Source organism: Planctopirus hydrillae, assembly GCF_001707835.1.
Taxonomy (GTDB): domain Bacteria; phylum Planctomycetota; class Planctomycetia; order Planctomycetales; family Planctomycetaceae; genus Planctopirus; species Planctopirus hydrillae.
This window is the reverse complement of the sequence record NZ_LYDR01000004.1, coordinates 1-24,830: the sequence shown is the minus strand read 5'-3', so window position 1 is coordinate 24,830 and position 24,830 is coordinate 1. Positions and strand designations below refer to the sequence as shown.

Below are 24,830 nucleotides of genomic sequence, written 5' to 3'. Positions count from 1 at the left end.
CTACTGATCCTCTTCATCGATCAACCGCTGAACCTGCTCTTTGAGACGGGCAAGAACCCGGCTTTTGGCAACATAGACCGCACCACTGGACATTCCCAACCGCTCACCGACATCCGTCGCGGATTCTCCGTTGACGGCAGTGCCCCAGAAGGCTTCCCAGGTGTTGGGTTGGAATTCTCCCTTGATGCGTTCGATGGCAATGCCCGCCAGTCTGCGGCGATATTCGTCTTCCCAGGACTCTTCGAGGCTGTTGTCGTCGGAGGGAGTGGCTTGCAGCAACTCGTGGGCTGCCGTGTCACCAGCCGCCCTTGGCTTATTCTTCCGCGAAGAGAGCAGGTTGAAAATCTTGTTCCTGGCAATAGTAAATAGCCACCCTCGGAAGCTTCCTTTCGCGCTATCGTAGTCGAGACGACCGATTGCGTTAGAAACTGACCTGAGCGTGTCCTGCATCACGTCGGCGGCGTCAGCATCCTGAAGTCCGCGTCCGCGAGCAAATCGATAGATGACAGGGCCGTACAGTTCTGCAAACTGTTGCCATGCCGAGTGGTCTGCGGCATCCCTCAGGCGGATCAGCAGGCTGACTCGTGTGATCGGTGAATTCTGAAGCACCCGGTCCATCCTTCAGAGATGTCGGCAAGTTCGACTCAGATCGAGTCGCCACCGCCAGTGCTCGAAATTCTATTTGTTTTCGGGGCAAGAATCGATGCTTCTCTCTGAGAAAGCAGACAGCTTGAGAGAAATTTACGGCCGATCAAAGGCGACAAATGCTGTTGACAGTCGGTCTGAATGCCAAGCCACACAAGGCCCGGCGATCTTTGATCAAGCCGGTATGGGCATGAATGTTGCCTGTGAATCCCTGAAATATGGCTGCCCATGTGCTCGCAGATCGACGGTATCTGAAAACATGCTTCATGGCAGTCGAGAAAGTTCGCCAGGGACCATTGAAGTCGAATGACGTGGGGGCGAATGAGCATGCTTGAGCACAGTCACCTGACTCCCCCCCGCATATGTGCCGATTTCCCTCATCCCGGCCTTCTCCCGTCGGAACGGGAGAAGGAGTCAAGAATTCCAGCCACCCAATGTGGACATTTTTTCAGGCCACTGGGGTGTTCTGCCTTGAACTGGGGATTATGTTCTGAGAGCAGTCGATCCGAATGGAGTTTTAGTGAGCCGTCAGAGCGGTAGAATCCATCGACAATTCCGTGTGAGAACTGATCCCCACAGCCGTTGTCACTGACGATGTAACTCGTGGCTCTGTATTGGCTGATGATGAACTATTGGCTGTTGGCACTGTGGCCTGATTTGCCGCTGTGGAGAGGGATGCCGCCTGAGTCTTATCGAAAGTGTTCGTCTTGACGGCCGTGTTCGTTTTACCGGCACTGTTCGCATCGAGCCAGACGACGGCAGAGATCAATCCGACCGCAGCCAGAAACAGCAAGATGGTCTGCTGAACTCTGCGTGTCCTCGCCTGCTGGATCTGGTCCACCACTTCCCGGCGAGCCACCTTTTCCAGCTTGATGGCAGCCTGCCAGGTGTCGGTACGGTTATTGAGCCAATCGGGCTGTGAGGAAATCTGTGGTGCAGCAGGAGGGGTCATCTGGCATTCCATTTCTGTCTTCTATGCCAACCTGTTCGAGCAGCAGGCCGACGGATGTGTTTAACAATTTTTATGTATTGAACCGTGCGCCATGAATCGATGTTTTGAGCCTGCCGACTGAATGATAGTCGACTGCATCACCACCAAGCTGACATGGCCCAGAATTCTCCATGATTCGGAAAAGTCGAGCTTTTCAGACGTATCGAGATTTCGTGGGGTATTGGGCTTTCAGAGCATGGGAGATTGCCGGGCGGGCAGAAATCTGTCGGCCCGCGGCAAGTTCCCGGCAGTCGTCAATCTGAACACTGCGAGTGATCACTCAGACCCGCAGATTCAGGAAAAGTTCAGTTCATCTGACCCATTCGCACTGTTTTTGATGTTGCCCATCAGGTTTTGATGTTGCCCATCAGGTTTTGATGTTGCCCATCAGGTTTTGATGTTGCCCATCAGGTCTTGATGTTGCTTATCAGGGCGATTGTGACCACCGATTCATCATTCTCAGTAGCCATCAACCGGGTGTTGGTTATCAAAAGTTCTGGTATGACCTTAGATTCTGACATGACCATCGATTCGAAGATTGTCCACTGGTGAGTCAGTTCAATTCCGTTCCGCGATCATGCTTGCTAAGGGCTACCCGCTGAAGCGGAAAACCTTACAACAAGTCGTTCCCTGCGGTGAATTTCCATCAAGTGAAAGATCGCTTTTGCTGATTGGTCTGCCACTTTGGGCCTGATTCGCTGACAATACGTTTTCCGTTGCGAAGCAGATGAATCTTTTCGGGAGAAAAAATGACTGTTGCCGGGCGCAGTGCGTCACCTTAGATTTCGAGAGATCCACGCTCGCCCAAGATGGCTGGTCTCCTTTGGGAAAACCTGGCGATTCATGGCCCTGCTCATTTTCATTTCCCTGCTTAAAGGTTCTTCGGTGACAAACATGAATTTGTGGAAAGCTTTCGTACCCCGCCTTTGGATTCTGGCAATATGTGGCCTGGGGCTCTTCGCATCGACACCTGTTGATGCTGAAGATCGTGGGATTGCCGACTTTCCTGCCCTGAGTCCCAAAACCGACTGGCCATGGTGGCGCGGGCCGAGTCGGAATGGCTACGCTCAGCCGGATGCTCAACCTCCCACAGAGTTCAGTGCCAGCAATCACGTGAAATGGAAAGCACAGGTTCCCGGCCGCGGACATGGCTCGCCAGTCGTCGTGGGATCAAAAGTCTTTTTGCCCACGGCTGACGAAGCGGCACAGATTCACTCTGTCATTGCGTTTGATCGAAACACGGGGAAAAAGCTCTGGGAAACTGAGGTTAATCGCGGGGCCTTCCCGGAGAACAATCATCCCAAAAACACCGAGGCTTCACCCACGATTGCCTGCGATGGTGAGCGACTTTTCATCTCCTTTTATCATCACGATCAAGTCGAATTGATCGCGTTGACACTCGACGGCAAAGTGAGCTGGCGGCGGTTTGCCGGTCGCTTCAAACCCATGCGATTCGAGTATGGCTATGCACCATCACCTTTGCTTTATCAGAATTCCGTGATTGTCTCGGCTGAGTGGGAAGGTGAGAGCTTTATTGCAGCCTTCGATCGTCAGACCGGCAAACCATTATGGAAAACACCACGCGCCGGCATGTTGACCTTTTCATCGCCCGTGATTGCCCATGTCGCGGGGAAAGATCAGCTCCTCATCAGTGGCCAGGAGAAAGTCTCAGCTTATAACCCCACCACCGGGAAACTTCTCTGGTCGACTCCCGGAACGACGATGGCCACCTGCGGCACAATGGTCTGGGAAGGAGATGTTGTCGTGGCCAGCGGAGGTTATCCCAAGGCTGAAACGATTGCTGTCAAAGCTGACGGAAGTGGTAAAGTCCTCTGGAAGAACAACCAGAAATGCTACGAACAATCGATGATTCTCATTGATGGCTACGTTTATGCACTCACTGATAACGGTGTGATGTTCTGCTGGAATGCCGAGACGGGAAAAGAGATGTGGAAGCAGCGATTGACAGGGCCCGTCAGTGCTTCGCCAGTCTATGCCGGCGGCAATATCTACTGGGCGAATGAACTGGGGACTATGTACGTCTTTAAGCCGAATCCACAGAAGTATGAAGAAGTGGCCCGCAATACGCTGGGAAACAGCACCTTTGCCAGCCCGGCTGTTGTCGGGAAAGAACTGTTTCTGCGTGTCGGTGAGGAAGCTGGTGGCAGTCGGCAGGAGTGGCTCTATTGCCTCGAGTAATGACGTATTGAATATGGCAATTGATTTAAAGATCAGAATTACGGGATATCGTTAACGTTCTACTGAATGATTGAGCTGGCGGAGAATTTGCCAAGAGCAGGTTCGCCGCCAGTTTGCTTTTTGAATTGGCAGGATCGAGCGGCAGCGCCGTTAACAGGCGAGATGGAGGGAGCTCAGGTTTGCACGTGAGGGTCGCACTCAACACCCAATGTGTCGTGTTCCTCGTGGTGAAGAATTCGTGAGTCCATAAATTCTGATGGAGAATGGAAACTGACACATTGACACCACCGTTGTGGCGGTTAATTTAGGCTGCAAGTGAACAGACTGAGTCGCGAAGCACTCGTCACATTTCCAGTAACCAATCACGACGCGGAAAATCGCCACTTTATGATCATTATCTACAACCTCAAAGGTTTGCTGGTGGGTTTGGCCGGGCTGGCTTTTGGGATCCTCATTCTCTTCCTGACTCGATCATTAACGCTGGGGATTGTTGCCGTCACGATGATCTGGATGGCCTATGGGCGATCCACGATTGATAAAACGACGCAAGAGAAAATACCAGCTGCTTCCGTCTTCTTTATCCCATTGTTTTACTGGGGGATTCTCACAGCCTTTTTAGTAGTGCCCGCCATAGGAATCGACTTTATTATTTCCACGATCGATTTTAAGGAAATGCAGCGTCAGGCTGCTGAAAATGCGGATCCCCGCGAAGCGCTTTTACGGCATGATGAGAAACGAATTGCTGCCAATCTCTCTGACGACCCGATTCTGGCACAAAACCTGAAAACTCTCATGGCAAAAGTGCTTCCGTGGGAGAGATATCAACTCGGTATCAGAACAACTCCAGAATCTCAGTTAATTCTGATGAGTATCTCCAAGTTAAAAAAGATTGATCATGCAGATCGTCAAGCCCTGCTGGATGCATTCCGAAATCTTGCCGAGATGAATTCCCCTGACAAGAAGATTTACATCGGGATTAAGGGGAGCGTCTTCTACGGAGCGATTTCAACTCCCACAAACCCCGGAGATGTCGGTTCGATTGCAGATAAGGAGTTGCTATTTGACTTTTACGGACCGAAACCCAGTCGTCAAACACAGACTGACGAAGAACCTGTGGCGCCCGCATCGGCATTGTTCCCGGAAAATGTGACTCCTTCATCAAATATTGAAAACGCCCCTTCAGCGACGCAGCCAGGTGAAGTATCTCTTCCCCAGAGCCCGGAATCTCTTCAAGTGAAACCTGAGTCGCTGCCAGAACCTGGAGTTTCCGTCAGCCCATAATTCTGGCTGAGTCCACACAGAAACAGGGCTGACAGTGCTGATCACTGGCGGACTGTGGTAAAATCCGAGAGTTCGATTTTTGTCCTTCCGGGACTCTCGAGGAAACCAGCCATGCCACAGTTTCAGATTGATTCCCGTTTTCGTCCCGCCGGGGATCAACCCAAAGCAATTGAAGCGCTCGTCAAGGGTCTGAAGAACAACCGGAAAAACCAGACACTGCTGGGGGTCACTGGTTCGGGGAAGACATTCACTATGGCGAATGTCATCGAGCAGCTTCAACGGCCGGCACTTGTGTTGTCTCATAACAAGACGCTGGCGGCACAGCTTTATGCCGAGTTCAAAGAGCTCTTTCCGCATAATGCCGTCACCTACTTCGTAAGCTACTACGACTACTATCAGCCAGAGGCATATATCCCTCAGCGGGATATCTATATCGAAAAAGACTCCTCGATTAACGAAGAAATTGACAGACTCCGTCTGCTCGCGACGAGTGCACTGGTGAGCCGGCGGGATGTGATTGTAGTGGCTTCTGTCAGTTGTATTTACGGGCTGGGCTCCCCCAAAGATTATCTCGAAATGATGATCCCCCTGCGCAAGGGAGAATCGATTGATCGAGATGAATTGCTCCGCAAACTTTGTGACATCCAGTACACGCGGAATGATCATGCACCGGAACGAGCCAACTTTCGTGTGCGGGGCGATGTGATCGATGTCTGGCCGGCTTACGAAGAGTTTGCGTATCGCATTGAGCTATGGGGAGATGAGATCGACAAGCTCTCCATCATTCACCCGGTGACGAGTGATGAAGTGCGCTCGTTAGAAGAAATCTATATTTACCCGGCCAAGCATTATGTCCTTCCGGAAGATCGTGTCGCGAGTGCTGTCGCTGAGATCGAAAAAGAGTTAGCCGAACAACTGGAGAAGTTCAAGAAAGAAGGAAAACTTCTTGAGGCTCAGCGGCTCAATGCCCGCACGCGGCACGACCTGGAGCTCTTACGCGAAGTTGGCTTCTGCCCCGGGATCGAGAACTATAGCCGAGCCCTTTCTGGCAGGCCGCCTGGCGAACCGCCCTATACGCTACTCGACTTCTTTCCTAATGATTTCCTCACGTTTATTGATGAATCGCATGTCACAATTCCGCAGATTCGTGCGATGTTCAATGGCGATCATGCTCGCAAAACAACACTGGTTGAACATGGCTTCCGCTTGCCGATGGCGCTGGATAACCGGCCACTCAAATTTGATGAATGGGAGACTCGCCGCAAGCAGGCCATTTTTGTGTCGGCGACACCTTCGGACTGGGAGCTGGAACAATCGCAGGGTGAAATTGTCGAACAGGTGATTCGTCCCACCGGGCTGGTGGATCCGGTCATCCATATCCATCCTTCGCGCGGGCAGGTTCAGCACTTGATGGGGCTGATTAAAGGGCGTGCCGAAAAGGACGAGCGCGTGCTGGTCACCGCCCTCACCAAGAAACTCTGCGAAGACCTCACCGCTTACCTGCGTGAGGAAGGTTTACGCTGCGCCTGGCTGCATAGCGAACTGGATGCGTTCGAGCGTGTCGAAATTATTCGCGAACTTCGCGAGGGGAAGTACGATACGCTCGTGGGGGTGAACCTGTTGCGAGAAGGTCTTGATATTCCTGAAGTTTCGCTGGTCGCGATTCTCGATGCCGATAAAGAAGGCTTCCTGCGCAGCGAAACCAGTCTCATCCAAACGATTGGTCGCTCGGCACGAAACGTTAATGCCGAGGTCTATCTTTATGCCGATTCGGTCACGAACAGTATGCAGTTGGCGATTGATGAAACCAACCGCCGCCGCGAATTGCAGTTGGCATATAACAAAAAGCACGGCATCACTCCCGAGACGATCCGCAAATCGATCCGGCGGGGGATTGAAGAGGATGCCGAAGCCAACAAGATTGTGCAGCAGGCCAGTGGCAAGTCGAGCGAGGTCGAGTACGTGACTCTGGAATACATATCAGAGCTTGAAGCGGAGATGCTCAAGGCGGCGGAAAGTCTCGATTTTGAACGGGCTGCTCAATTGCGTGATCGGATTCTGCAACTCAAGAAGCAGGTGGGCCAGGCGATTCAGGCCGATGAAGACCTGACGACCCAGCGCGATCGGGAACCGAAGAATCGAGGCCGCCGTAAAAGCCGAGGTGCCGCCGCCCGCGGAGAAGAAAAGCCCGCCCAGCGCGGGCGAGTTCCGAAGCCGAAGAAGTTTGGGAGTTAGGTGTTATCAGGAGTGTGGCCCAAATAAACGAGCCGGAAGCGTAAGCGACGGGCCCTAGTGAAACACTCAAGGAGGAAACGGGGACAGGACTCGTTTCTGCTACCCGCTGCGATGGCTGTCAGCCTGGAGGTGACGGACGCACGTCGGGTCGCGATTGTGAAGAGTGCGGCATAGTATGGTCGCCAAGTGCGGTATAGCATGAAGTTGTAATCAGCGGTTCCTCGCAACTCATTTCGCAGTTTGACAAATCAATTTCGACAAGTCCAAACTACGCCGCCGAAGCGAGGTAAATTCTACCGAACATCGGCGGTCGAATACCTGTTATCCCTTTAGCGACATTTTTATGGCGAATTGGTTACAAAAACCGAAGGATTGGTACGCCGGAGCGATTAACGTCATCCGGAGCGTCGGCCCCTTTTTGATCTCTCAATCGGATCAAGCATCAGAGGCGTTTGCCCGGCACAAAGGCCGATTGGCAACCGCAGAAGCCATGAAGACGCTTCTTGTTAGCGAAGCTGAGTCGATCGCGGCTGTTCGAGACTCGCTGCGAAAAAAATACGTCGAAGCAACAACGGAAGAACGAATCCGTATACGTCGTGATATAGCGGATGCAGAGGCGGATATTCGGCAGTTGCACACCGCTGCACAGGCGCTCCACTACCTTCCACATTTTTCCACGAATTCCAGTGACGCGAATCAACAAGTTCCAGACGCATCGACAGCAGACGAACCTGCATACACGGTTTCTGAACACTGGATGGATAAATTCAATCAACTCGCGCGTAGTAAGAATGAGCCTTGGAGACAAGATTTGCTAGCGAGAGCACTTGCAGCAGAATCGGCAAACCCTGGGTCAATTAATGCCCGTGCGCTTTGGTTAATTGGAACCCTCGAAGAATCGAAATTCAAAGCGTTTGCAACTTTGCTCGATATTTCGTCGGTGTTCGGAGGAGGTTACATGATTCCCGGCAACAATGTTGTCGGCCGAAGTATCCCTCAATGTGAGTTCGGCAGCGACGTACCGATTGGGCGACTCGTTTTTCAGTTGGGTGACACAGGGCTAATCGCCGATCTGAATTCCCACAAAGAGATACCAATAGAAAGCGTTTTCCTTGTGGCATATGACGAAGACTATGTTTTCGAAATTCACGCGAGAAACGCAAAAGTTTCCATTCGCGGAGTTATTCCGACGACCGTTGGGAGCGCAATCGCGATCTTCTATGAGCGACGCACAAACCCGTTTGGAATAGCATTGCTCAATGAATAGGTGCAGACCTTGAGTCCATCGAACTTTGGTATCACGAAACACCTGAAAAATGGAATAACCATCACATGCACCGGAGATCGCGAAGACGCGTCTTGAAATTGAAATTCACTTCCGCCGCCCGGTGAACTTGGTCCTTTTGCCATGAATACCTGAGCCAGAGCCGTGTTGGCGTGTCGCCAATGGTCGTCGGTATCGCTGCTCGGTTGAATCTTTGCAGTTGGCGGGGATGACGAGTCCATCGACTGCAAGCTGCCCAACCCGTTTGTTCTCCCACTAACCCCATACGGTGATCATGCAATTACGTGACGCGCTTGCCTATCATGCTGATGTTGCGATTTTCGCTGTCGTTGACTCCGACGCCGATGACGAGTCGCAATGGATCGTCGAACCAATCAATGCCAACGTGTTGACCGAGTCCGACGAGTACGACGTCTTTCTTGTCAGAGGCAAGAACATTTTGCCGGACGGGGGCATCGTCGATTGCTATATCGACATTTGCCTTCCAGAGCGCATCAGCGACTGTGTGTACTTCCTTCGCAGTGATTGCGTCGATGTGTGCCATCACCACGAATGCGATGGCGACATCATCTCGGCCGTGCCCATTGACTTGTACGGCAACTACGAGCTGTTTTATTCAAAAACAGCGCCCGATATTGGGATCGAGATTCTCCGGCAGGGTCTCCAGGACTCGCCACAAAAGGGCTACATCGCCGAAGACCTTGGCTACATCCTACGAGATGAACGCCGTTTTCCGGAGGCTGCGGAGATGTTTCAGATTTCCGTAGATGAAGGTCCGTCGTCCTACTTCATTTTTGGCGAGCTCGCCGCTTGCTTCGAAGAAATGGGCGATACCGACCGGGCAGCGAAGTATCGACGCATGTTTGAGCGGGAAGAGTGAACTTCGGCAGAACCAGGCGTTGGGAGCAGACTCGCGATAGCGTCCTGCGGTATGGTGAGCCTGTTGGATGCAAGCTGCTTAACGTTTTCGTTAACTGACCACTCGCTTACAAGGTGCGATGTGTTGATGAAACCGCAGGGTAGCCCAGGTTGACTATACTCAGTCTATCTGGGTGGCAACGCCACGAGACGTTAGCGAAGGAGGACGGGAGGAGGAAAAAGGACAGGACTCGTTTCTGCTATCCAATGCGATGGCTGTCAGCGTGGAGGTGACGGATGCACGTGAGGTCGCGATTGTGAAGATTGCGGCATAGTATGGTGGCCAGGTGCGGTGTAGCGTGGAGCTGTTTGCGACGATCTGTCGTAAATCTCAGGAGAGTCTGGCACATCAAAATTGACAGCTCCATGCCACACCGCAAAACTGCGATAATACTCTACCGCACTTCGGCGGTCGAATACCTGTTAGGACCGCCGAGACCATGGCCGCCATTTCCGAAACTGAAATACACGTAGAGTTAAGAAACGCCGAGGCAGCTTTGGCAACTCTTGGCGAACGCGAGACACGCCTTTGGGAACGCGTGAAGATCACGCCAACCCAATGGCGACACAACCAATATCCGAACGTCGGCCCGGTTTGGGTTGTCGCCGTGATGGGAAAACGATGCCTTTATTACAACGCCGTCGAGGGCGGCTGGGGCTGGGGACGATTCGAATCGTGGGGTATCGTTGCCGATTATCATTGGCAACAGGATGAAATTCAGCACGCAATTCACTTCCTGTTATTCGCCATCGACAATGGTGGCATGGGCTAACAAACGCATGCAACGGAGCCGGCGGCCGGGTCGGTTTGGAAATCAGCACGTATCGCGCCGGCCCGCTGATGCGTGACGTTTATGCCATCGAAGGCGAATGAGCCCGTGACTGCACAGGACTATAAAAGACGACTCGACGATATTGACTGGGCGCACTTTCAGACCGCATACGGACGCGCTGACGATGTTCCTGCTGAACTACTTAGACTAGCGTCGTCCGACCATTGCACGGCTATGGAAGCGACGCATAAGCTTTGGTGCGGCCTTTGTCATCAACATGCCTATGTGTCGTCTGCAGCACTACCTGCGTTGCCCTTCATCCTTGAGGTGCTCGATTCCGCAAATGATGAATTGACTGTAGAGATACTCGATATCCTGACAGGTTTTGCGATATGCTCCACACTTGGGCCAAAAGGCGCATCGCCAAACGAATGGGAACGAAACCTTCGCGATAAGTTGCGCAATGAATTGCCGCGATTTACTGTACTCACGAGCCACGGCAATGAGGAAATTGCTGGCTTTGCTGAGCGCATTGTGGAAAACCTTAACACGTATGTGGCATAACCAAGCGGTGAACCGAAGCCGCCGAAGACGCGTTCTTTGAAATCAAAATTTTTTTGGCGGCGGCTCAGTTACCGCCGTCGTCTGCCTTCAAGGCTACACCAACATGAAGCAATTCTGTTTTTTCTCGATCGTCGTGATCTGCGCCCTGACAGGCTGTTCACAACCCGCAAGCAAAGAAGCGAATTCAGACGTCGACCGACAAATTGCGGACTATGACCGGCAGATGGCCGTGGTTGATCAGCACCAGGAACGGACAGCTAAACAATTGAACGAAACAGACAAACAGCTTCAACGATCCAGCGAGCAAGCAGATCGACTCGAAAAACTAATTGACCGATGGGAGGCGCAAGCTGACCGGCAGGATAAGATTTTCGATTCGATGCAGAGACTCGTTGACAAAATGTCTGGTGCGACAACTGACTCGAAATCGAACGCGAGCTCGAACTAGTAGCAGTGCTTAGCACACGTCGATCCCCATTTAAATCACGAACAAGAGGCAGAATATAGCCGTGAACCGGAGCACGCGATCCGGAGTTCTTGACATCGAAGCCTTACTGGCGCGTGCCCGGTTACGGCAGTCGTTCGACAGAGGACCAGTGCGATGCACGAAAATCGCAGTTTACTCGGATTAGATGAACCGCATTCAATCGCCGAGAAACTCAGCCTCTTCGTATTCGCGCTTTTGATCGGGCCACTCATCGCCGCATTGATATTCCTCGGAATACCGCATCTGGAACCGCCTTGGCGAAATGTCGCATTGTGGGTCTCTGAAACTCTGGTTGTCTTCTGGATCTGCCTGCTTGTTTTCATCTGGTGGCGTCCGCAGTGGTTTCGCCGAATCTACCTCTCCGTCGAGCGAATAGTTGTGGTCGCCATTCGCACCATCGTATTGGTGGGCGTCATTTGGTTGGCGATTATTAGCGTAATCGGATGGCTCCGGGCGATGCATTTCGTATAAAGCAGCAGCCGAATATGTTGGCCAAGTGCGTTGTCGCATGGATTTGTAATCCGCGGTTCGTCACAAGTCGTTTCGCAGTTTGACAAATCAAAATCGACACGTTCATACTAAATCGCCGAAGCGCGGCAAAATTCTACCGCACTTCGGCGGTCGAATACCTGTTCTGTGCCTATTGAAAGCGTCAATGAATGACCGACGACGTTCCCGCACAGATAACGCTCTTTCCACCGAGCTCGGATATTGAGACTTCTTACTGGGGTTCATTGGCTCCAACTTTGTGGCATGCCGGTTTGATTTGGCGCGACTATGAACAGGTCGCCTTCAATCTGAATCCAGTTGAACTTCGAATCTGGTGCACGTTCACAGATCGAGAGGCTTTCAACGCGTGGCGGCAGCACGAACTTGTCGCGAAGCGTTGCCCAGAAATCCTTGCATCGAAAATTGAGGTGATTGAGACCACAACTCCCTGGGCACGTCACGATGAGCGGTGCACCTGTGAAGAAAGTTCCGCATTTGGTCTTAACGGCCATGGTTTCGGTAACCGAAAATCGGTTCTCTATTGCTGTGACTGCCTCGGATACTTCCCCAACCACCGCATATTGGAATTGATTGGCAACATTTACGGTCAACTGCAATCGTGGGCTCTAATTTCTGGTCACGTTTATGATATTTGGATGCTTACCGCTGATCTGGAAAACTGGGCGCTCAACGAACTACGATCACCTACTAGTGAACTCAACTCATCCGGGCGTGAATTTACGAGACTTGTTCGTGAACGTACGGGCAAACAGGTCTGGTATTGTCTCTTTGTTCAATCCGATGCAAGAACCAATTTATGTCCAGCTTGCAACAGGCAATGCACGCCAGCAAAATGGAGCCATAAGAGGTTTGTTTGCCATAATTGCAATCTCGTCTACTAACGGCACAAAACCAAGCGTTGCACACGGAGTCGAGCGGTTTGACAATGAAATTCGTTCGCCGCGGCCAGGTGAACGCCGCCGTTTGTCCTTTAAGAAACACTGCTGAACCAGATGACCTTCTTGCGCGGCAGCAAATGAGCAATCCGGCATGTCCACCAGCGACGACATAGCAAATCGAGCGATTCGATTCGCCGAAACGTTTCAATTTACGAATCCGCAGATCGTGCGAACAAAATCCGCACGCGATGAGTTCGTTGCACGATACGGAACTCCAAATTCGACAGAGTATCGCGAAATGGAGATTCACATGGATTGGGGGCCAAACCAGCAGAAGATCATCAACTCATCCAAAATTGAGAAACGACAGGATGTAGAATCCTTCCTCAAAAAAGGCGTCAAGATACTTGTAGTTTGCTCCGCGCGAGATGTCATATATCACGAGTTCCTCGGGATGGACCTTGACTGACAATTCTCCGCAAATCACTGATCCATAAACGGACGAACAATCCGTTGCACATGGAGCCGTGGGCCGCGCGGTTTCACATAGACTTTTTTTTGGTTTGCTGAGGTCCGGTTAATGAGGTCGTTCGGCAGCAGGGGGCGAGATGTTCACACACAATGAACTATACGCATGGGATACGCCGGATAAGGTCGAGGAGCGTGGGGAGATCAATCGGGATCAGCCTATTGGATTTTTTCGCTCTTTCCCATTCGCATCCGAACTTGCGAAGCGAGCCGAAAACTCCGACCTTACGGTTCCCACCATAACGTTCAAGGACGTAACATCGAACGCATGCTTCGCAATTTGGTCAGAGGTGCCGGGTGTCTACGTCCTCTGGCTGCCGTCTGTGGTTATGTTCGCTGATGGGGTCGCCGACACAGCTGGCATTGAGCGGTGTGTCAGTCTATTCTTTGCCGGCAGGCTTGACGAGGTCGAATGGCAAATGGCTAAGTTAGGTAACAACTAACGAACCAACGAAGGTGGCGACGGTTTCATTAACTAGTGCTCCTCGCGGGGTGTCCCAGACGTGGTTTTGCACGTCTGGATGACGACAGTCACAAGAAACTGTTGAGACAACAAAGAGTCCTGACTCCTTTGACTTTTCTGATTCCTTTGGACTTTTGTCACAACTACATATTGCATAAGATTCACAGTTGCTAATCGTCGCACTTGGTGAATTTTACATAAAGCTGCAAGTCACTGCTAATAGAGACCCACTGTCCGATAACTTTCTCTTCATTAAGGCGAATAGACACTTCCTGCCCAGCCGTCAACATAGGGACAAATACTCCCTGCTGTTGAACACTCAAATCACCGGACTCAATCGATCTTCTTCCGCCAGACCACCTGCCCAAAAAAGCACTACCGTCAAAAAGTCTACTAAACGAGCCGCCGCAATCACGCGAACTTGTCAAAACTCTTTCTCTTCCAGATTCTCGTATCCCAATAACCATTACTCCATATTCATTTTGCATGTCCGTTGTATAGATCATTGACATCTGCCCATCTAAGTCGGATGAAAGCGCAGTTACCTGGAATCGAATACCTCCGGATTTTTTCCCAACCATTATGTTGACCACAATGAAAATCAAGCTGAAAGTAAGGATCAAAGCGAATAAAATCACTGTTCGCCTATTCGTGGGAATAACTCGCTCTTTCGTGAGACTTCCAGCCATTCTACGCAGCATAATCTTCCATAAATATAAGGTGAACACCTCTTTGAGGAAGTGTTTCTGTTCTTTGGACTCACAAGATACTCCAATTTTGATCTGATTGTTCACGGCCTCGGCGAGCAAGCACTGTTTGTTGAACTCGATCGAAGCTTCTGTAACCATTTCAAGGACCACGCCAAATGTGATGTTGATTTTCCCGCAGCATAACCCAGATTGGCTTTACTTATTCTGCCTGGGAAGCAATACCAAGAGATATTCACGAGCTTGGAATGAATTAGTAAAGGGCTTTCAATGCTTCGGCAGAGTGATCGACGCTGACATTCATTTTTTACCGGGGCGACCAAGCCAAAAGATGCTGGTGGGTTGCGAAAACTTTACCCACGCTACATGGCTAACGAGCTGCATTTTTTTGATCGGGACTGTCATGCCTTTTTAATGCAGCTCTAAGAAACGTTACAATTGTTCGATCCCGCTCCATCAGTTGTTGCGGCGACTGATAAGGAATGTGGTTCTTATACCAATCCTGTGAATCCTCGTACATTTTCACCCTCTCTTTCCAGCCCTCCTCATCCTCCGGATATGCAGAGACTTTACTCTTCACGTAATCGAGGCACTGCCCGCTCAACAACGCGAGCATCTGATCGACATTGCTCTCAATAGCATAATCAAAAAGGATATCCCAGACTTCACCATAGCCAATTATACCACGCTTTACATAATCTTTCTCGATGCGATACAATGCTGGGTTTTCTGGAGGATCAGCGTTTGTCTCGATGGCGATTTTGTTGCATCGTTCAATCAACTGTTTATATTTATTATACTTAGCTTGCAGCATTGGTTGTAATGACCGCAACTCCTCAAGAGCTGCCAGTCGATCTTCAAGAGTCTTGAACTGGGTAATCTCACGGGGAAGTCGGCCATCTCCCCGATAGGTAAACCATACGTCGTGAACTAGTTCTCCTCCGCAAAGGCATATTCCATTCAGGTCCTTTGCACAGAGTGCGCAGCATATGGCAGCACATTGTGGGCACCCATATGACCCGTCTCTGTTTGTTGGGGTAACACCATCGTAGTAAAAACATCCGACTGAGCTTAATGCTGAACCTCGGCCATGAAGAGGTTCACAAAAATTACATCTGTAAGCAGTCATAGTCGATTCTCGGGCGGCGATAAATGTTTGCGATTCAAACGGTTCGGAAACTCTCGCTGGACTTGCTGCTCTCAGCAAGCATGTGTTTTCAACTTTTAACGATCAATAACATCCGCAAAGCCGGCATGCTCGCTCTGAGCTATGGGCGTCGCAAGATGAGTGGCACATCCGCTTTTGGATTCTGTCACAAGCATGACTTCGACTGGAGCTTGGCTGCTTTTCTTTGAACGCTTCTTGTGAAATACGTTTTTCAAGGCTTTCAAGGATAGTCCCTTGGCCACCCTGCTGGAAATGTGATTCTACCACGAAGTTCACGAAGAGCACGAAGGTTGGAAGTCGAGTGAGGGGTGAGAGGAGCACTGCTGGCAAGCCAGCAGTGGCACCCCTGAGCGTTAGACCCGAGAAGGTGACAGGCAAAGAGTTGGCAGGCAAGAGAGTTGCAGCCGGGAATGTGGTAGCCGGGCGGAGTATGGTCCGCACGGCGGATCCCACGGGATTGCCGGAAAAGAGGTGCTGATGGGTCGTGGGGGCGGTGTGTGATATGATTCTCGTGTGAAGATTCACACGTATGGAGATTCATGAGGGCCACCCCTCCTTTGGACTTGAATTGGCCGGCGATCACGATTCGACCTGATCACGGCGCAAGCTGACCTGCTCTGAATCCAAAGGTGCCCCTGGTGAGTGAAGAACTGCAGTGGGAGAGACATCTTGGCCAGTCATGCAGCGACAGCAATCGAGCAACCTGTGACGACAGAGGCGTCTCTGGCTGTGAATCTTCAATCGTTCCAGCGCTCGGTGGTGCTGCCGGTGAGTGCCGAGAGAGCATTTGAGTGGCATGCGGCTCCAGGTGCACTCGAGAGATTGACGCCGCCGTGGGAAGAGATCCGTGTGATTTCACGAACCGGTGGAATCGACAACGAGGGCGAGGTAGTGCTTTCGGTTCCAGCCGGTGGGCTGCGGCAGACATGGGTAGCCAGGCATAGCCACTGCGTCTGGGGGCAGGAGTTTCGTGACATCCAGGTGCGTGGGCCATTTGCTCATTTCGAGCATCGCCATCGCTTTGCGAATCACGGCGTCGACGCATCTCAATTGACAGATGAGATCAGTTATCGATTGCCGGGAGGATCATTGGGGGCGTGGCTCGGCGGATCGTTTGTCGAGCAGAAGCTGGCCACAATGTTCGGCTATCGCCATCGTACGACACTGATGGACCTGACTCAGTGGAAGCAGTTGCATGAGGCGGGTTTTTCGAGCCGGAAGGTGCTGGTATCGGGAGCAACAGGATTGGTGGCCTCGACGCTGATCCCCATGTTGACAACACAGGGGCATCGCGTCGCACGGCTTTTGAGAAAACCAACTCCCAGTGTGTATGCGACCGGATTGCCCGATGCGATCTGGAATTCGGAATCGGGTGAGGTGCAGGAGGGTTCGCTCGATGGCGTCGAGGCGGTCGTGCATCTGGCGGGTGAGAATATTGCGGGAGGTCGCTGGACGCCCGCATTCAAGCAGCGAATTCGTGACAGCCGGGTGGTGGGAACGCGGAAGTTGTGCGAAAGACTGGCAGCGCTTAAGGAACCACCTTCAGTGCTGGTGTGTGCTTCCGCGATTGGCTTTTACGGCGATCGCGGCGACGAGGTGTTGACCGAAGAATCGGCCATGGGCCAGGGATTTCTCCCCGAAGTGAGCGAAGCCTGGGAAGAGGCGTGCGAGCCTGCGCGGAAAGCAGGAATTCGCGTGGTCAATCTGCGGATTGGGATTGTCCTGACACCACGAGGAGGGGCGTTGCAGAAGTTGCTGACGCCGTTCTGGTGGGGTGCCGGCGGTGTCGCTGGGAAAGGCTCGCAGTATTGGAGTTGGATTTCAGTGGATGATTTGTGCGGGGCAATCTTGCACTCGATCGCGACTCCGAGTTTAGCGGGGCCCGTGAATGCGACAGCTCCCCAGGGGGTGACGAATCGGGAATTCACTCAAGTGCTGGCACGGGTGATGAGGCGGTTTGCCTGCGTGCCATTACCAGAGTTGGCTGCCCGTATGGCACTGGGGGAGATGGCCCATGACCTGCTGTTCGCGAGCAGCCATGTGCAACCCGTCAGACTGCTTTCGACGGGCTATCAGTTTCGATTTACCGATCTGGAGTGCTGCCTGCGGCATCTGCTGGGGCGCCCGCTGGAACTACCGAAGGGTTGAGCGGGCGGATGGTTGCCTGTCCCTTTAGATTAAGTCCAAAGAGTGTGGTATACGCGGTCGGCAGGCGGGAGCCTTTCCTGTGAGACTGAACTGGTGCATTGGCATGCACCCTACAGTTCACGATGTTGTGAGTAGTGGAGGATGGTCCGCATAGCGGACCCTACTTCATTCAACGCATCGTTAATTGGAAATGGCATGCTTGCTCAGAGCCGCAAGCATGGCACGGATTTTTGAAGGTTTTCAATTGCCAAAGGTACCCTTCGGCCCGAAATTCTGCTCGGATGGCATCGATCGACGAGCCTCAGCAAGCTCACTGAAAACCACTGCGGGGCGAGCCAGCAGTGCCACCCAGATCAAACACAGGTTATCCGACAGGCGGTACATAACTTTGCTGACACTCCGCCAGGGGATTCATCAGGTGGGTGCACGAAAAATCCGCTGGGCGAAGTGGTAGAGATCGCTCTTCCAGACTTTGAAATCGTGGGCACCACCCGGGATCACCCGATAGAGATGAGGCACGCTCTCTTCATCGAGTTTTTTATGGACACCTTCGCTGATACGAAAAAGGCTGTCTTGATCGCCACAAGCCACATAGAGGAGCTTGAGTTTCTGCCTGGCCTCAGCGGGATCATCCAGAAGTTCCGCAGGTCGTCTGGTATTGGGAGCTGACGAAAAGCCACCGACCCATGCAAAGGTATCGAGGTTTTTTAAACCGATATTTAATGATTGACCGCCACCCATCGACAAGCCGGCCAACGCTCGGGATTCTCGATCCGATTGCACGGGATAGGTCTTTTCGATCCACGGAATCAGATCGTCGAGCAGATCCTGTTCGAAAGCTGCAAACGCGGGTGATTGCTTGGGAATTGGATCTCGTGGCCCGACATCTTTCGCTGCCCGGCCATTCGGTAAAACAACAATCATAGGGACCAGTTTTCCCTCGGCATAGAGATTATCAAGAATCACTTCGGGGGTCCCCTGGCGATACCACTCATTCTCATCGCCACCGATGCCGTGGAGCAGATAGAGCACGGGGTACTTTTTCTCGGGCGAGTACCCGGGTGGCGTATAGACGCGAGCTTTGCGTTTGACGCCCACCGTTTTCGAATCGTATTCGATGAGTTCAATCTTCCCGTGCTCAATCCCTTCCCGCCGCACGTCGTAGCCTTCCGGCGGAGCGGTAAGCTTCGTTTCCTCGGCTGTCGAATTCGCAGAGATCGCGAGTACCGAGAGCAGAGTCAGTGCCAGTTGTCGCCAAATCAACATGTTCATGATGCATCCTCTGGAGAGCCGGGTGATGAGAGTCAAGAGACTGTTTCAAGATCTGTGTGGAGATCAGTCTTCAGACCAGTGGCTACACATTGAAGCAGCCGGACGAGATCCTGAATTGTGCCGGGGGGAAGTGAGTTCTGAATTTGCTTGCGGATCGGTTCACCAGCCTGCCAGAGCTTTTGAAACAATTTCTCCCCCTGCGGAGTCAGTGCGACGGTTCTGGCACGGGCATCGGTGGGATGGGTTTTTCTTTGAATCAACCCCTGCTTTTCGAGCAGCACCAGCATGGCCCGGACAGTACTGGGATCTGAGGGCATGCGCCGCGCCAGTTCGCGCTGAGTCAGAGCTTCTCCGCGCTGCAATGTCGCCATGAGCACAAACTGATCGGCTGTGACACCATATTCGGCAAAGCGATGATCTGATTGTCGATGGAGTGCCAGATAAGCGGCACGCAGCACCATGGGCAACTGGTCTCTGGCGGTCTTCATGCGATCAGTCTCCGCAAATTTCATGCGTACACGCACGAAGTTAGCGACTGAACAGCAGGATCGCAAGAATCAATTTGCCATTGTTTTGAAATGGAGTACCTGGAGAGTTGTGACATTTTCCTACTCACTTCGCTCTCAGGTTGCCCGCTTCATTCGATGCCTCATTAACAGGTGGGTTCCCGGTTCAACGGAACTGCTGCGCATGACGAGACAGGTAAATTACAGAGGTCGAATCCCTTGACGACGAGAAATCTGGCGGATTCGTAAAAGCTGCGGGATTGCAGAAAGAGCACGCCATAGAAGGGCATGAACATGCACATCGGTGAGAAAAAGATCCCCACACAACAGGCCGTCGTCGTCCAGAAACCGGTGGCAATTGCCACCCATGGACTGAACAACCCGGAATGTACCCAGACGATCAAACCACAGATGATCAGCAGCAGTCCCGACAACAAAGGGAGTCCTAGGGTATGCAGCTCAAATAACCCTGGGAGATCAGGGAAGCTCAATTGAGAAGGCTTTTGAAATCTCGTTAGTCGCACAAGAACATTGGTAGAGAGCCAATAGACATAGAGTAGATGAATTCCACCCGCAAACATCCAAAATAAGGCGGTGCGATTTCTCTCTCGCTGATAGACCTGGAGATGAGGGTCAAGCTGCAGCCTCTGCATGCCAATCGATTCTTCAGCATTGTTCCGAGAGGATTGAGTCATGAACTTCCAGAGAGACAGACATTCGTGATGAGATCAAGAGCCGAAACGGCCATGCAAACAACGAGGTGAAGATTGCTTTGCAGGTTCGCTGACGGCAGACTGGAATTGATTAGACATGAACCTTCAACCAGATGATGATTGACATTCGCTTCAGAATCGATTGCTGAGAAATATGCCTTTTGATTCAGCTGCGATGATATCCGGGAGTCGCCAATGATCGAAAGACGATTGCAAACAATAGCATACAAGAAATTGCGCTCTATTTGTGATGGGAATCCGCCGAGAGCATTGAGCCTCGCTTACCTCGCTGTTGCCTGGTTCTGCCTGGTAACTGCTCCAGTTCTGGCGGCTGATCCACAAGCGGCCAGCAGGCCGAATTTTGTTTTTGCATTCGCCGATGACTGGGGCCGGATCGCTTCGATTTATCAGGAAACTGCCCAGGGGCAGGATCCCATCGCGTTACATCAATTTGTCAAAACTCCGGCTTTTGACGAAGTCGCTCGAAATGGTGTGCTCTTTACGCATGCCTTTGTGAATGCCCCTTCGTGTACTCCTTGCCGGAGTTCGTTGCTTTCCGGTCAGCATTTCTGGCGCACGGGAATGGGTGCCATTCTTGTGGGTGCCCAGTGGGATGATGCCATCCCTGCCTGGCCGCTGCTGTTGAATGAAGCGGGCTATCATATTGGAAAATCGTACAAAGTCTGGAGTCCGGGAACTCCGGCCGATGCTCCTTTTGGAGGACGCCGCTTTGCATACGAGCAGCGTGGGCGGAGGATCAACAATTTCTCTGAAACAGCCACCAAACTGGTGAGCGAGGGAGCCACGATCGAAGCGGCCCGCCAGGAGTTGCTGGCGGAAACTTCGGGGAATTTTGCGGATTTTCTCAAAGCCCGGCCGGAAGGTCGCCCTTTCTGTTACTGGTATGGCCCGACCAACGTCCACAGGCTGTGGGTGCGAGGCTCGGGCCAGGCTCTCTGGGGAATCGATCCTGATTCTCTCAAGGGACAACTCCCTCCATTTTTCCCGGACGTTCCCGAAGTTCGTGAAGACGTCGCCGACTATCTGGGTGAGATCCAGGCCTTCGATGCCCAGGTGGCGGTTTTGATTCAGCAACTCAAGGACAAGGGGCTGTGGGAAAATACCGTCTTCATCATCAGCGGAGATCACGGCCCGCCCGGCTTTCCGTATGGAAAATGTAACCTCTACGATTTTGGTACGCGGGTTCCTTTAGCAGTGTGCGGGCCCGGGGTAAAGAAGTTTGCCATATCAAGCCCAGAGGCATCGGCCCCACCAAGAGTTGTGCATGACCTGGTTTCACTCCCGGATCTGGCACCTACGATCTTGCAGATGGCGGGCGTGCCAGTCCCTGAAGTGATGACTGCCAGAAGTCTGCTGCCGATTCTTCAATCGGATGCTGCGGGGCATGTTGATCCTCAGCGGTCGCATGTGCTGATTGGTCGTGAGCGGCACGTGCAGAATGCCCGTGCAGGACGCTTGCCTTATCCACAAAGAGCGATTCGCACGCCGGAGCATCTGCTGGTGGTGAACTATCATCCCGAGCGTTCACCCATGGGAGATGGCGCACCGACTCCACCAGCAGGATGGGATTTCAATGTTCTCGCGGAAAACACCCGCGCTACGTTTGCGGATATGGATGCGGGAATTACGAAAGCGTGGATTGTGATGAATCCTTCCTCGGCAGGTTTGGCATATACACTTTCGTTTAACCAGCGGCCAGAAGTCGAACTTTACGACTTGAAAAACGATCCCCACCAGATGGTGAATCTGGCCATCGGTGCCAGTGCCGACGATCCCCAGGTGCAGGCGACGATTCGAGAGTTGCGAGAACGCATGGAACAGGAATTGAGATCGACCGGTGATCCACGCCTGACGGGGACGAAAGACACATTCGATAAGCCGCCATTTACGAATGAAGGCCGCTAAAGACGATCGAGAACTTCGATCGGTAAGATTGCCGGAGTATTGAAATCGAGGAGAGAGTCATGAGTGAGCCTGTCCGACAGCGTCCTTTGCAATCGGCAGGTTTTGTCATGCTGGCGATTGCTGCGACCGACTTTATCATCAAGCTGATTGAATACATGGCGGGAGATACACCGCTCTGGAAGATGATGCTCGGGGCGGGGATTGCGGTGCTGCTGGTTGATCTTGTGGCTTACGATCGATCGTCTGTAGGAGCCAACCTGCGCTTTGCCACTCAATGGCTCTGGCAAGGACTGAGGCAAGGCTTTACGACAATCTGGCAAACCATCTCGCCACTCTTCCGCAGGACACCACCCGGCACGAATGGCTGACAGGAGTTAGCAAGAGCTACTTGCAACGCCACCAGAGATCTTCTTCGAGTTGATGTTTCTGGCAATACTCGACGATTTCGGCACGGAAACGTCGCGCATCCTGCGGATAACCCTGAGTGGGTTGAATCTGCGGGAGTTGCTGCAACCACCAGCGATTAAAGGCGTGCATACAGCATTCGCGTAGATACTTACATATCAGCGAAGCTGCTGCGACTGGTAGATAGCTTTCACTACGAGGAGCAAACGACGCGAGAATGTTTTCTGCCAGATAGTAGCGGCCTTCACCGGAGGCTGGCAAAGTCTTCCACCAGACATCCGGAAAGTAATTGGCTAATAGCGCCTCGTAATTCTTGCGACCACCGTGCTGATCACTCAGCAGAAGGATCGGTGCAGCAGGATCAATCGCCAGAACCTGCTGAACCGCCTGTTGCATTAACTCGAAGGCCACTTCTGAGACAGCGGTCGATTTATTGCCTGTACTCTTCACTCGACGATTGAATTCTGGAGTCATGACGACACGGGAATGAATCGCTGTCAACTCGATCTGTGCCTCGTGGCAGACATTGAGCCAATTCGAGATGGCACTTTCCTGAACGGGAGTCAGCGGTTGACCCGGTAATGAAATAGCCTTCAAGTCCGCAAACCAGGGCTCGATGATTTCGCTTGTCTGATGTTTTGCAGGCGACGATTGTTCAACCAGATCAACCAGATCTCTAATACTCGCAGGCAGGTTTTTGCAGGGGGAATCTGTGCCGGCATGCCACACATGCAGCAGCCCATGGACAGATGCGGCCAATGAGCCGAGGCCGCGTGATGTCGAGTAAACGGCTTTGGAATCGGCAATATGCAGGCGTGTCTCGTCACGCGAAGTCGTCTGGGTAATGGCGCTGCTCTGGCTCGCCCAGAATGTGTTCGATGCAGCATTCAGGCTCTGAGGAAATTGAGCTTGAGTTGTGGAGGACCACCAGGCAAGAGGGGTTTCCCAGACTGTCGCGGTCATCACAAGCGGCCCCAGGTTCGGTCCCAGTCCCGCTTCATCCAGGCCAATCCAGCGCAATCTCCCCGGTTTGGAGCCTGCTCGATGGTTTTCGGTCTGCAGAAAGTTCATCAATGATCCCACGATTCAGGTCAGCGAAAATCAGGAATATCCAGTGGTGTTTGTTACGAGTCAATTTTCGGTTCTGACGAAAGGCTGGCACGTCTGGTGGCATGTCCAAGGGCTGTTACTCTGAACTTTTTCAAATCGTGAAGATCCTGATGGTGAAGACCTTTTCGAGAGAGAGGTATCGGCGGACGAAAGTCGTTATCATCCGTACAACCGAGTTTATCAAGTTGCCTATGATCCGCAGGGGATGGATTTGCGTTTCCATGCAAAAGCCCCTTCGAAAGCCTTCGTTTCATGACAAATCTAATCCAACTCATTGATCAGCAGACGGGTGCCAAGGCCACCATTCTTCCCGACATGGGGTTCAACTGCTTCCAATTCACAGCGGTGATTGACGGGCAGCCGGTGGAAGTGCTGGATGCACCGGCAGATTTTGCCTTGGGGACTGCGAAACCTTCCAGCGGTGGGATTCCGATTCTCTTTCCCTTCCCGAATCGAATTCGCAGTGGTCAGTTCCGCTGGGAAGGCCAGGATTATCAGCTCCCACTGAATTCGCAGGGAAAGAATGCCATCCACGGATTTGTTTACGACCGTCCATGGCGTGTGACGGCACAAGGGAATGACTTTGTGACTGGCGAATTCCAGTTAAGTGTCGATGCTCCCGACCGCATGAGCCTCTGGCCCGGTGATTTCCTGCTGTGCGTCGATTACGAACTCATTCACAACCGGCTGCGAGCAAACTTCCGTATCACCAATGTTGGCTCCAAACCCATCCCGTGGGGCCTGGGAACGCATCCTTACTTTCGCCTGCCACTTTCTGCCCAGGGGCGGTGGGAAGACTGCGTGATTGAACTCCCTGTCACTCAGCAGTTTGAACTGGTGGAAAGTCTGCCCACTGGGAAGATCGACGCCATTCAGAACGAGCTGGATTTCCAAAGTGGTGAATATGTTTCGACTTTGAAGCTCGATGACATTTTCACTTCCCTCGATTATGACGGCCCGCAATTCGATATGACGCTCATTGACGAAGCCGCCGGCCTGCAAGTCGTACAGACCTGCCCACCGATCTTTCGCGATGTAGTGGTCTATACTCCAGCAGGGCGACCTTCCATCTGTATCGAACCTTATACCTGCCCTACCGACGCTATCAATCTGGAGAG

At 52.3% G+C, this 24,830-nt stretch carries 23 protein-coding genes; 14 read left to right on the top strand and 9 right to left on the bottom strand.

Annotation, left to right across the window (positions count from 1 at the left end; all coding sequences use genetic code 11):
- Together A6X21_RS00550 and A6X21_RS00540 are read right to left on the bottom strand one after the other, a co-directional pair.
- Entirely contained in the window at positions 1–618 is a 618-nt protein-coding gene (locus A6X21_RS00550) for an RNA polymerase sigma factor (RefSeq protein WP_068845237.1), read from the bottom strand.
- 544 nt (positions 619–1,162) lie between these two features.
- Positions 1,163–1,597 carry a hypothetical protein gene (locus A6X21_RS00540; protein ID WP_068845234.1) on the bottom strand — a complete coding sequence of 145 codons (435 nt, stop codon included), beginning with the start codon at positions 1,595–1,597 and terminating at the stop codon, positions 1,163–1,165.
- A 933-nt stretch (positions 1,598–2,530) separates the two neighbouring features.
- Here A6X21_RS00540 and A6X21_RS00530 point away from each other — a divergent pair.
- From A6X21_RS00530 to A6X21_RS00490, 8 genes are all read left to right on the top strand, one after another.
- Positions 2,531–3,835, top strand: coding sequence for an outer membrane protein assembly factor BamB family protein (locus tag A6X21_RS00530; RefSeq protein ID WP_068845306.1), 1,305 nt, complete (start codon positions 2,531–2,533; stop codon positions 3,833–3,835).
- Positions 3,836–4,222: 387 nt separating this feature from the next.
- Positions 4,223–5,116: a hypothetical protein gene (locus A6X21_RS00525; RefSeq protein ID WP_068845230.1), complete on the top strand. Its 894-nt coding sequence runs from the start codon at positions 4,223–4,225 to the stop codon at positions 5,114–5,116.
- Positions 5,117–5,227: 111 nt separating this feature from the next.
- Positions 5,228–7,351, top strand: coding sequence for an excinuclease ABC subunit UvrB (gene uvrB, locus A6X21_RS00520; RefSeq protein ID WP_068845228.1), 2,124 nt, complete (start codon positions 5,228–5,230; stop codon positions 7,349–7,351).
- Between the two features lie 343 nt (positions 7,352–7,694).
- The gene (locus A6X21_RS00515; protein ID WP_068845226.1) at positions 7,695–8,618 is read left to right on the top strand and encodes a DUF2806 domain-containing protein; all 924 of its coding nucleotides are present in this window, start codon (positions 7,695–7,697) and stop codon (positions 8,616–8,618) included.
- Positions 8,619–8,910: 292 nt separating this feature from the next.
- Entirely contained in the window at positions 8,911–9,516 is a 606-nt protein-coding gene (locus A6X21_RS24935; protein ID WP_068845224.1) for a tetratricopeptide repeat protein, read from the top strand.
- 478 nt (positions 9,517–9,994) lie between these two features.
- On the top strand, positions 9,995–10,327 hold the full coding sequence (locus tag A6X21_RS00505; RefSeq protein WP_068845222.1) for a hypothetical protein: 333 nt from the start codon (positions 9,995–9,997) through the stop codon (positions 10,325–10,327).
- A gap of 105 nt (positions 10,328–10,432) precedes the next feature.
- Positions 10,433–10,891, top strand: coding sequence for a hypothetical protein (locus A6X21_RS00500; protein ID WP_131818104.1), 459 nt, complete (start codon positions 10,433–10,435; stop codon positions 10,889–10,891).
- A 601-nt stretch (positions 10,892–11,492) separates the two neighbouring features.
- A complete protein-coding gene (locus A6X21_RS00490) occupies positions 11,493–11,849 on the top strand; it encodes a hypothetical protein (protein WP_068845216.1) in 357 nt (118 codons plus the stop codon).
- Between the two features lie 260 nt (positions 11,850–12,109).
- On the opposite strand, the gene A6X21_RS25825 is transcribed toward A6X21_RS00490, so the two are convergent.
- Positions 12,110–12,484, bottom strand: a complete 375-nt coding sequence (locus A6X21_RS25825; protein ID WP_240490131.1) for a hypothetical protein — start codon at positions 12,482–12,484, stop codon at positions 12,110–12,112.
- On the opposite strand from A6X21_RS25825, the gene A6X21_RS25820 reads away from it, so the two are divergent.
- Both A6X21_RS25820 and A6X21_RS00480 read left to right on the top strand, forming a co-directional pair.
- Positions 12,449–12,769, top strand: coding sequence for a hypothetical protein (locus tag A6X21_RS25820; protein ID WP_498072424.1), 321 nt, complete (start codon positions 12,449–12,451; stop codon positions 12,767–12,769). The two genes, A6X21_RS25825 and A6X21_RS25820, sit on opposite strands and share 36 nt — an antisense overlap.
- A gap of 148 nt (positions 12,770–12,917) precedes the next feature.
- Positions 12,918–13,235: a hypothetical protein gene (locus tag A6X21_RS00480; RefSeq protein ID WP_068845211.1), complete on the top strand. Its 318-nt coding sequence runs from the start codon at positions 12,918–12,920 to the stop codon at positions 13,233–13,235.
- Positions 13,236–13,927: 692 nt separating this feature from the next.
- Here the strand turns inward: A6X21_RS00480 and A6X21_RS00470 are convergent.
- Together A6X21_RS00470 and A6X21_RS00465 are read right to left on the bottom strand one after the other, a co-directional pair.
- Positions 13,928–14,605: a hypothetical protein gene (locus tag A6X21_RS00470; RefSeq protein ID WP_068845207.1), complete on the bottom strand. Its 678-nt coding sequence runs from the start codon at positions 14,603–14,605 to the stop codon at positions 13,928–13,930.
- 229 nt (positions 14,606–14,834) lie between these two features.
- On the bottom strand, positions 14,835–15,278 hold the full coding sequence (locus A6X21_RS00465; RefSeq protein WP_068845205.1) for a hypothetical protein: 444 nt from the start codon (positions 15,276–15,278) through the stop codon (positions 14,835–14,837).
- 1,023 nt (positions 15,279–16,301) lie between these two features.
- Between A6X21_RS00465 and A6X21_RS00455 the strand changes: the two genes are divergently transcribed.
- A complete protein-coding gene (locus A6X21_RS00455; RefSeq protein WP_205847354.1) occupies positions 16,302–17,780 on the top strand; it encodes a TIGR01777 family oxidoreductase in 1,479 nt (492 codons plus the stop codon).
- A 414-nt stretch (positions 17,781–18,194) separates the two neighbouring features.
- On the opposite strand, the gene A6X21_RS00450 is transcribed toward A6X21_RS00455, so the two are convergent.
- The 3 genes from A6X21_RS00450 to A6X21_RS00440 all read right to left on the bottom strand — a co-directional run bounded on the left by A6X21_RS00450 (position 18,195) and on the right by A6X21_RS00440 (position 20,253).
- On the bottom strand, positions 18,195–19,052 hold the full coding sequence (locus A6X21_RS00450) for an alpha/beta hydrolase (protein ID WP_068845201.1): 858 nt from the start codon (positions 19,050–19,052) through the stop codon (positions 18,195–18,197).
- A 32-nt stretch (positions 19,053–19,084) separates the two neighbouring features.
- Entirely contained in the window at positions 19,085–19,540 is a 456-nt protein-coding gene (locus A6X21_RS00445; RefSeq protein ID WP_068845199.1) for a MarR family winged helix-turn-helix transcriptional regulator, read from the bottom strand.
- A 164-nt stretch (positions 19,541–19,704) separates the two neighbouring features.
- The gene (locus tag A6X21_RS00440; RefSeq protein WP_068845197.1) at positions 19,705–20,253 is read right to left on the bottom strand and encodes a hypothetical protein; all 549 of its coding nucleotides are present in this window, start codon (positions 20,251–20,253) and stop codon (positions 19,705–19,707) included.
- Between the two features lie 252 nt (positions 20,254–20,505).
- Between A6X21_RS00440 and A6X21_RS00435 the strand changes: the two genes are divergently transcribed.
- Positions 20,506–22,197, top strand: a complete 1,692-nt coding sequence (locus A6X21_RS00435) for a sulfatase family protein (protein ID WP_240490130.1) — start codon at positions 20,506–20,508, stop codon at positions 22,195–22,197.
- A 59-nt stretch (positions 22,198–22,256) separates the two neighbouring features.
- Complete coding sequence (locus A6X21_RS00430; RefSeq protein WP_013108983.1) at positions 22,257–22,565, top strand: hypothetical protein; 309 nt, start codon at positions 22,257–22,259, stop codon at positions 22,563–22,565.
- A 16-nt stretch (positions 22,566–22,581) separates the two neighbouring features.
- Here A6X21_RS00430 and A6X21_RS00425 read toward each other — a convergent pair whose 3' ends face one another.
- Positions 22,582–23,673 carry a hypothetical protein gene (locus A6X21_RS00425; RefSeq protein ID WP_131818103.1) on the bottom strand — a complete coding sequence of 364 codons (1,092 nt, stop codon included), beginning with the start codon at positions 23,671–23,673 and terminating at the stop codon, positions 22,582–22,584.
- Positions 23,674–23,964: 291 nt separating this feature from the next.
- Between A6X21_RS00425 and A6X21_RS00420 the strand changes: the two genes are divergently transcribed.
- Positions 23,965–24,830: aldose 1-epimerase (locus A6X21_RS00420; RefSeq protein ID WP_068845191.1), on the top strand; the 866-nt coding region annotated here is incomplete at its 3' end.

Bases quoted from the DNA above. Each gene is read 5' to 3' on its own strand.
- A6X21_RS24935 (WP_068845224.1), top strand. From the start codon at position 8,911: ATGCAATTACGTGACGCGCTTGCCTATCATGCTGATGTTGCGATTTTC.
- A6X21_RS00450 (WP_068845201.1), bottom strand. From the start codon at position 19,052: ATGAACATGTTGATTTGGCGACAACTGGCACTGACTCTGCTCTCGGTA.
- A6X21_RS00490 (WP_068845216.1), top strand. From the start codon at position 11,493: ATGCACGAAAATCGCAGTTTACTCGGATTAGATGAACCGCATTCAATC.
- A6X21_RS00540 (WP_068845234.1), bottom strand. From the start codon at position 1,597: ATGACCCCTCCTGCTGCACCACAGATTTCCTCACAGCCCGATTGGCTC.
- A6X21_RS00530 (WP_068845306.1), top strand. From the start codon at position 2,531: ATGAATTTGTGGAAAGCTTTCGTACCCCGCCTTTGGATTCTGGCAATA.
- A6X21_RS00445 (WP_068845199.1), bottom strand. From the start codon at position 19,540: ATGAAGACCGCCAGAGACCAGTTGCCCATGGTGCTGCGTGCCGCTTAT.
- A6X21_RS00425 (WP_131818103.1), bottom strand. From the start codon at position 23,673: ATGAACTTTCTGCAGACCGAAAACCATCGAGCAGGCTCCAAACCGGGG.
- A6X21_RS00525 (WP_068845230.1), top strand. From the start codon at position 4,223: ATGATCATTATCTACAACCTCAAAGGTTTGCTGGTGGGTTTGGCCGGG.
- A6X21_RS00550 (WP_068845237.1), bottom strand. From the start codon at position 618: ATGGACCGGGTGCTTCAGAATTCACCGATCACACGAGTCAGCCTGCTG.
- A6X21_RS00515 (WP_068845226.1), top strand. From the start codon at position 7,695: ATGGCGAATTGGTTACAAAAACCGAAGGATTGGTACGCCGGAGCGATT.
- uvrB (WP_068845228.1), top strand. From the start codon at position 5,228: ATGCCACAGTTTCAGATTGATTCCCGTTTTCGTCCCGCCGGGGATCAA.
- A6X21_RS00505 (WP_068845222.1), top strand. From the start codon at position 9,995: ATGGCCGCCATTTCCGAAACTGAAATACACGTAGAGTTAAGAAACGCC.
- A6X21_RS00430 (WP_013108983.1), top strand. From the start codon at position 22,257: ATGAGTGAGCCTGTCCGACAGCGTCCTTTGCAATCGGCAGGTTTTGTC.
- A6X21_RS00480 (WP_068845211.1), top strand. From the start codon at position 12,918: ATGTCCACCAGCGACGACATAGCAAATCGAGCGATTCGATTCGCCGAA.
- A6X21_RS00470 (WP_068845207.1), bottom strand. From the start codon at position 14,605: ATGGTTACAGAAGCTTCGATCGAGTTCAACAAACAGTGCTTGCTCGCC.
- A6X21_RS00465 (WP_068845205.1), bottom strand. From the start codon at position 15,278: ATGCTGCAAGCTAAGTATAATAAATATAAACAGTTGATTGAACGATGC.
- A6X21_RS00440 (WP_068845197.1), bottom strand. From the start codon at position 20,253: ATGACTCAATCCTCTCGGAACAATGCTGAAGAATCGATTGGCATGCAG.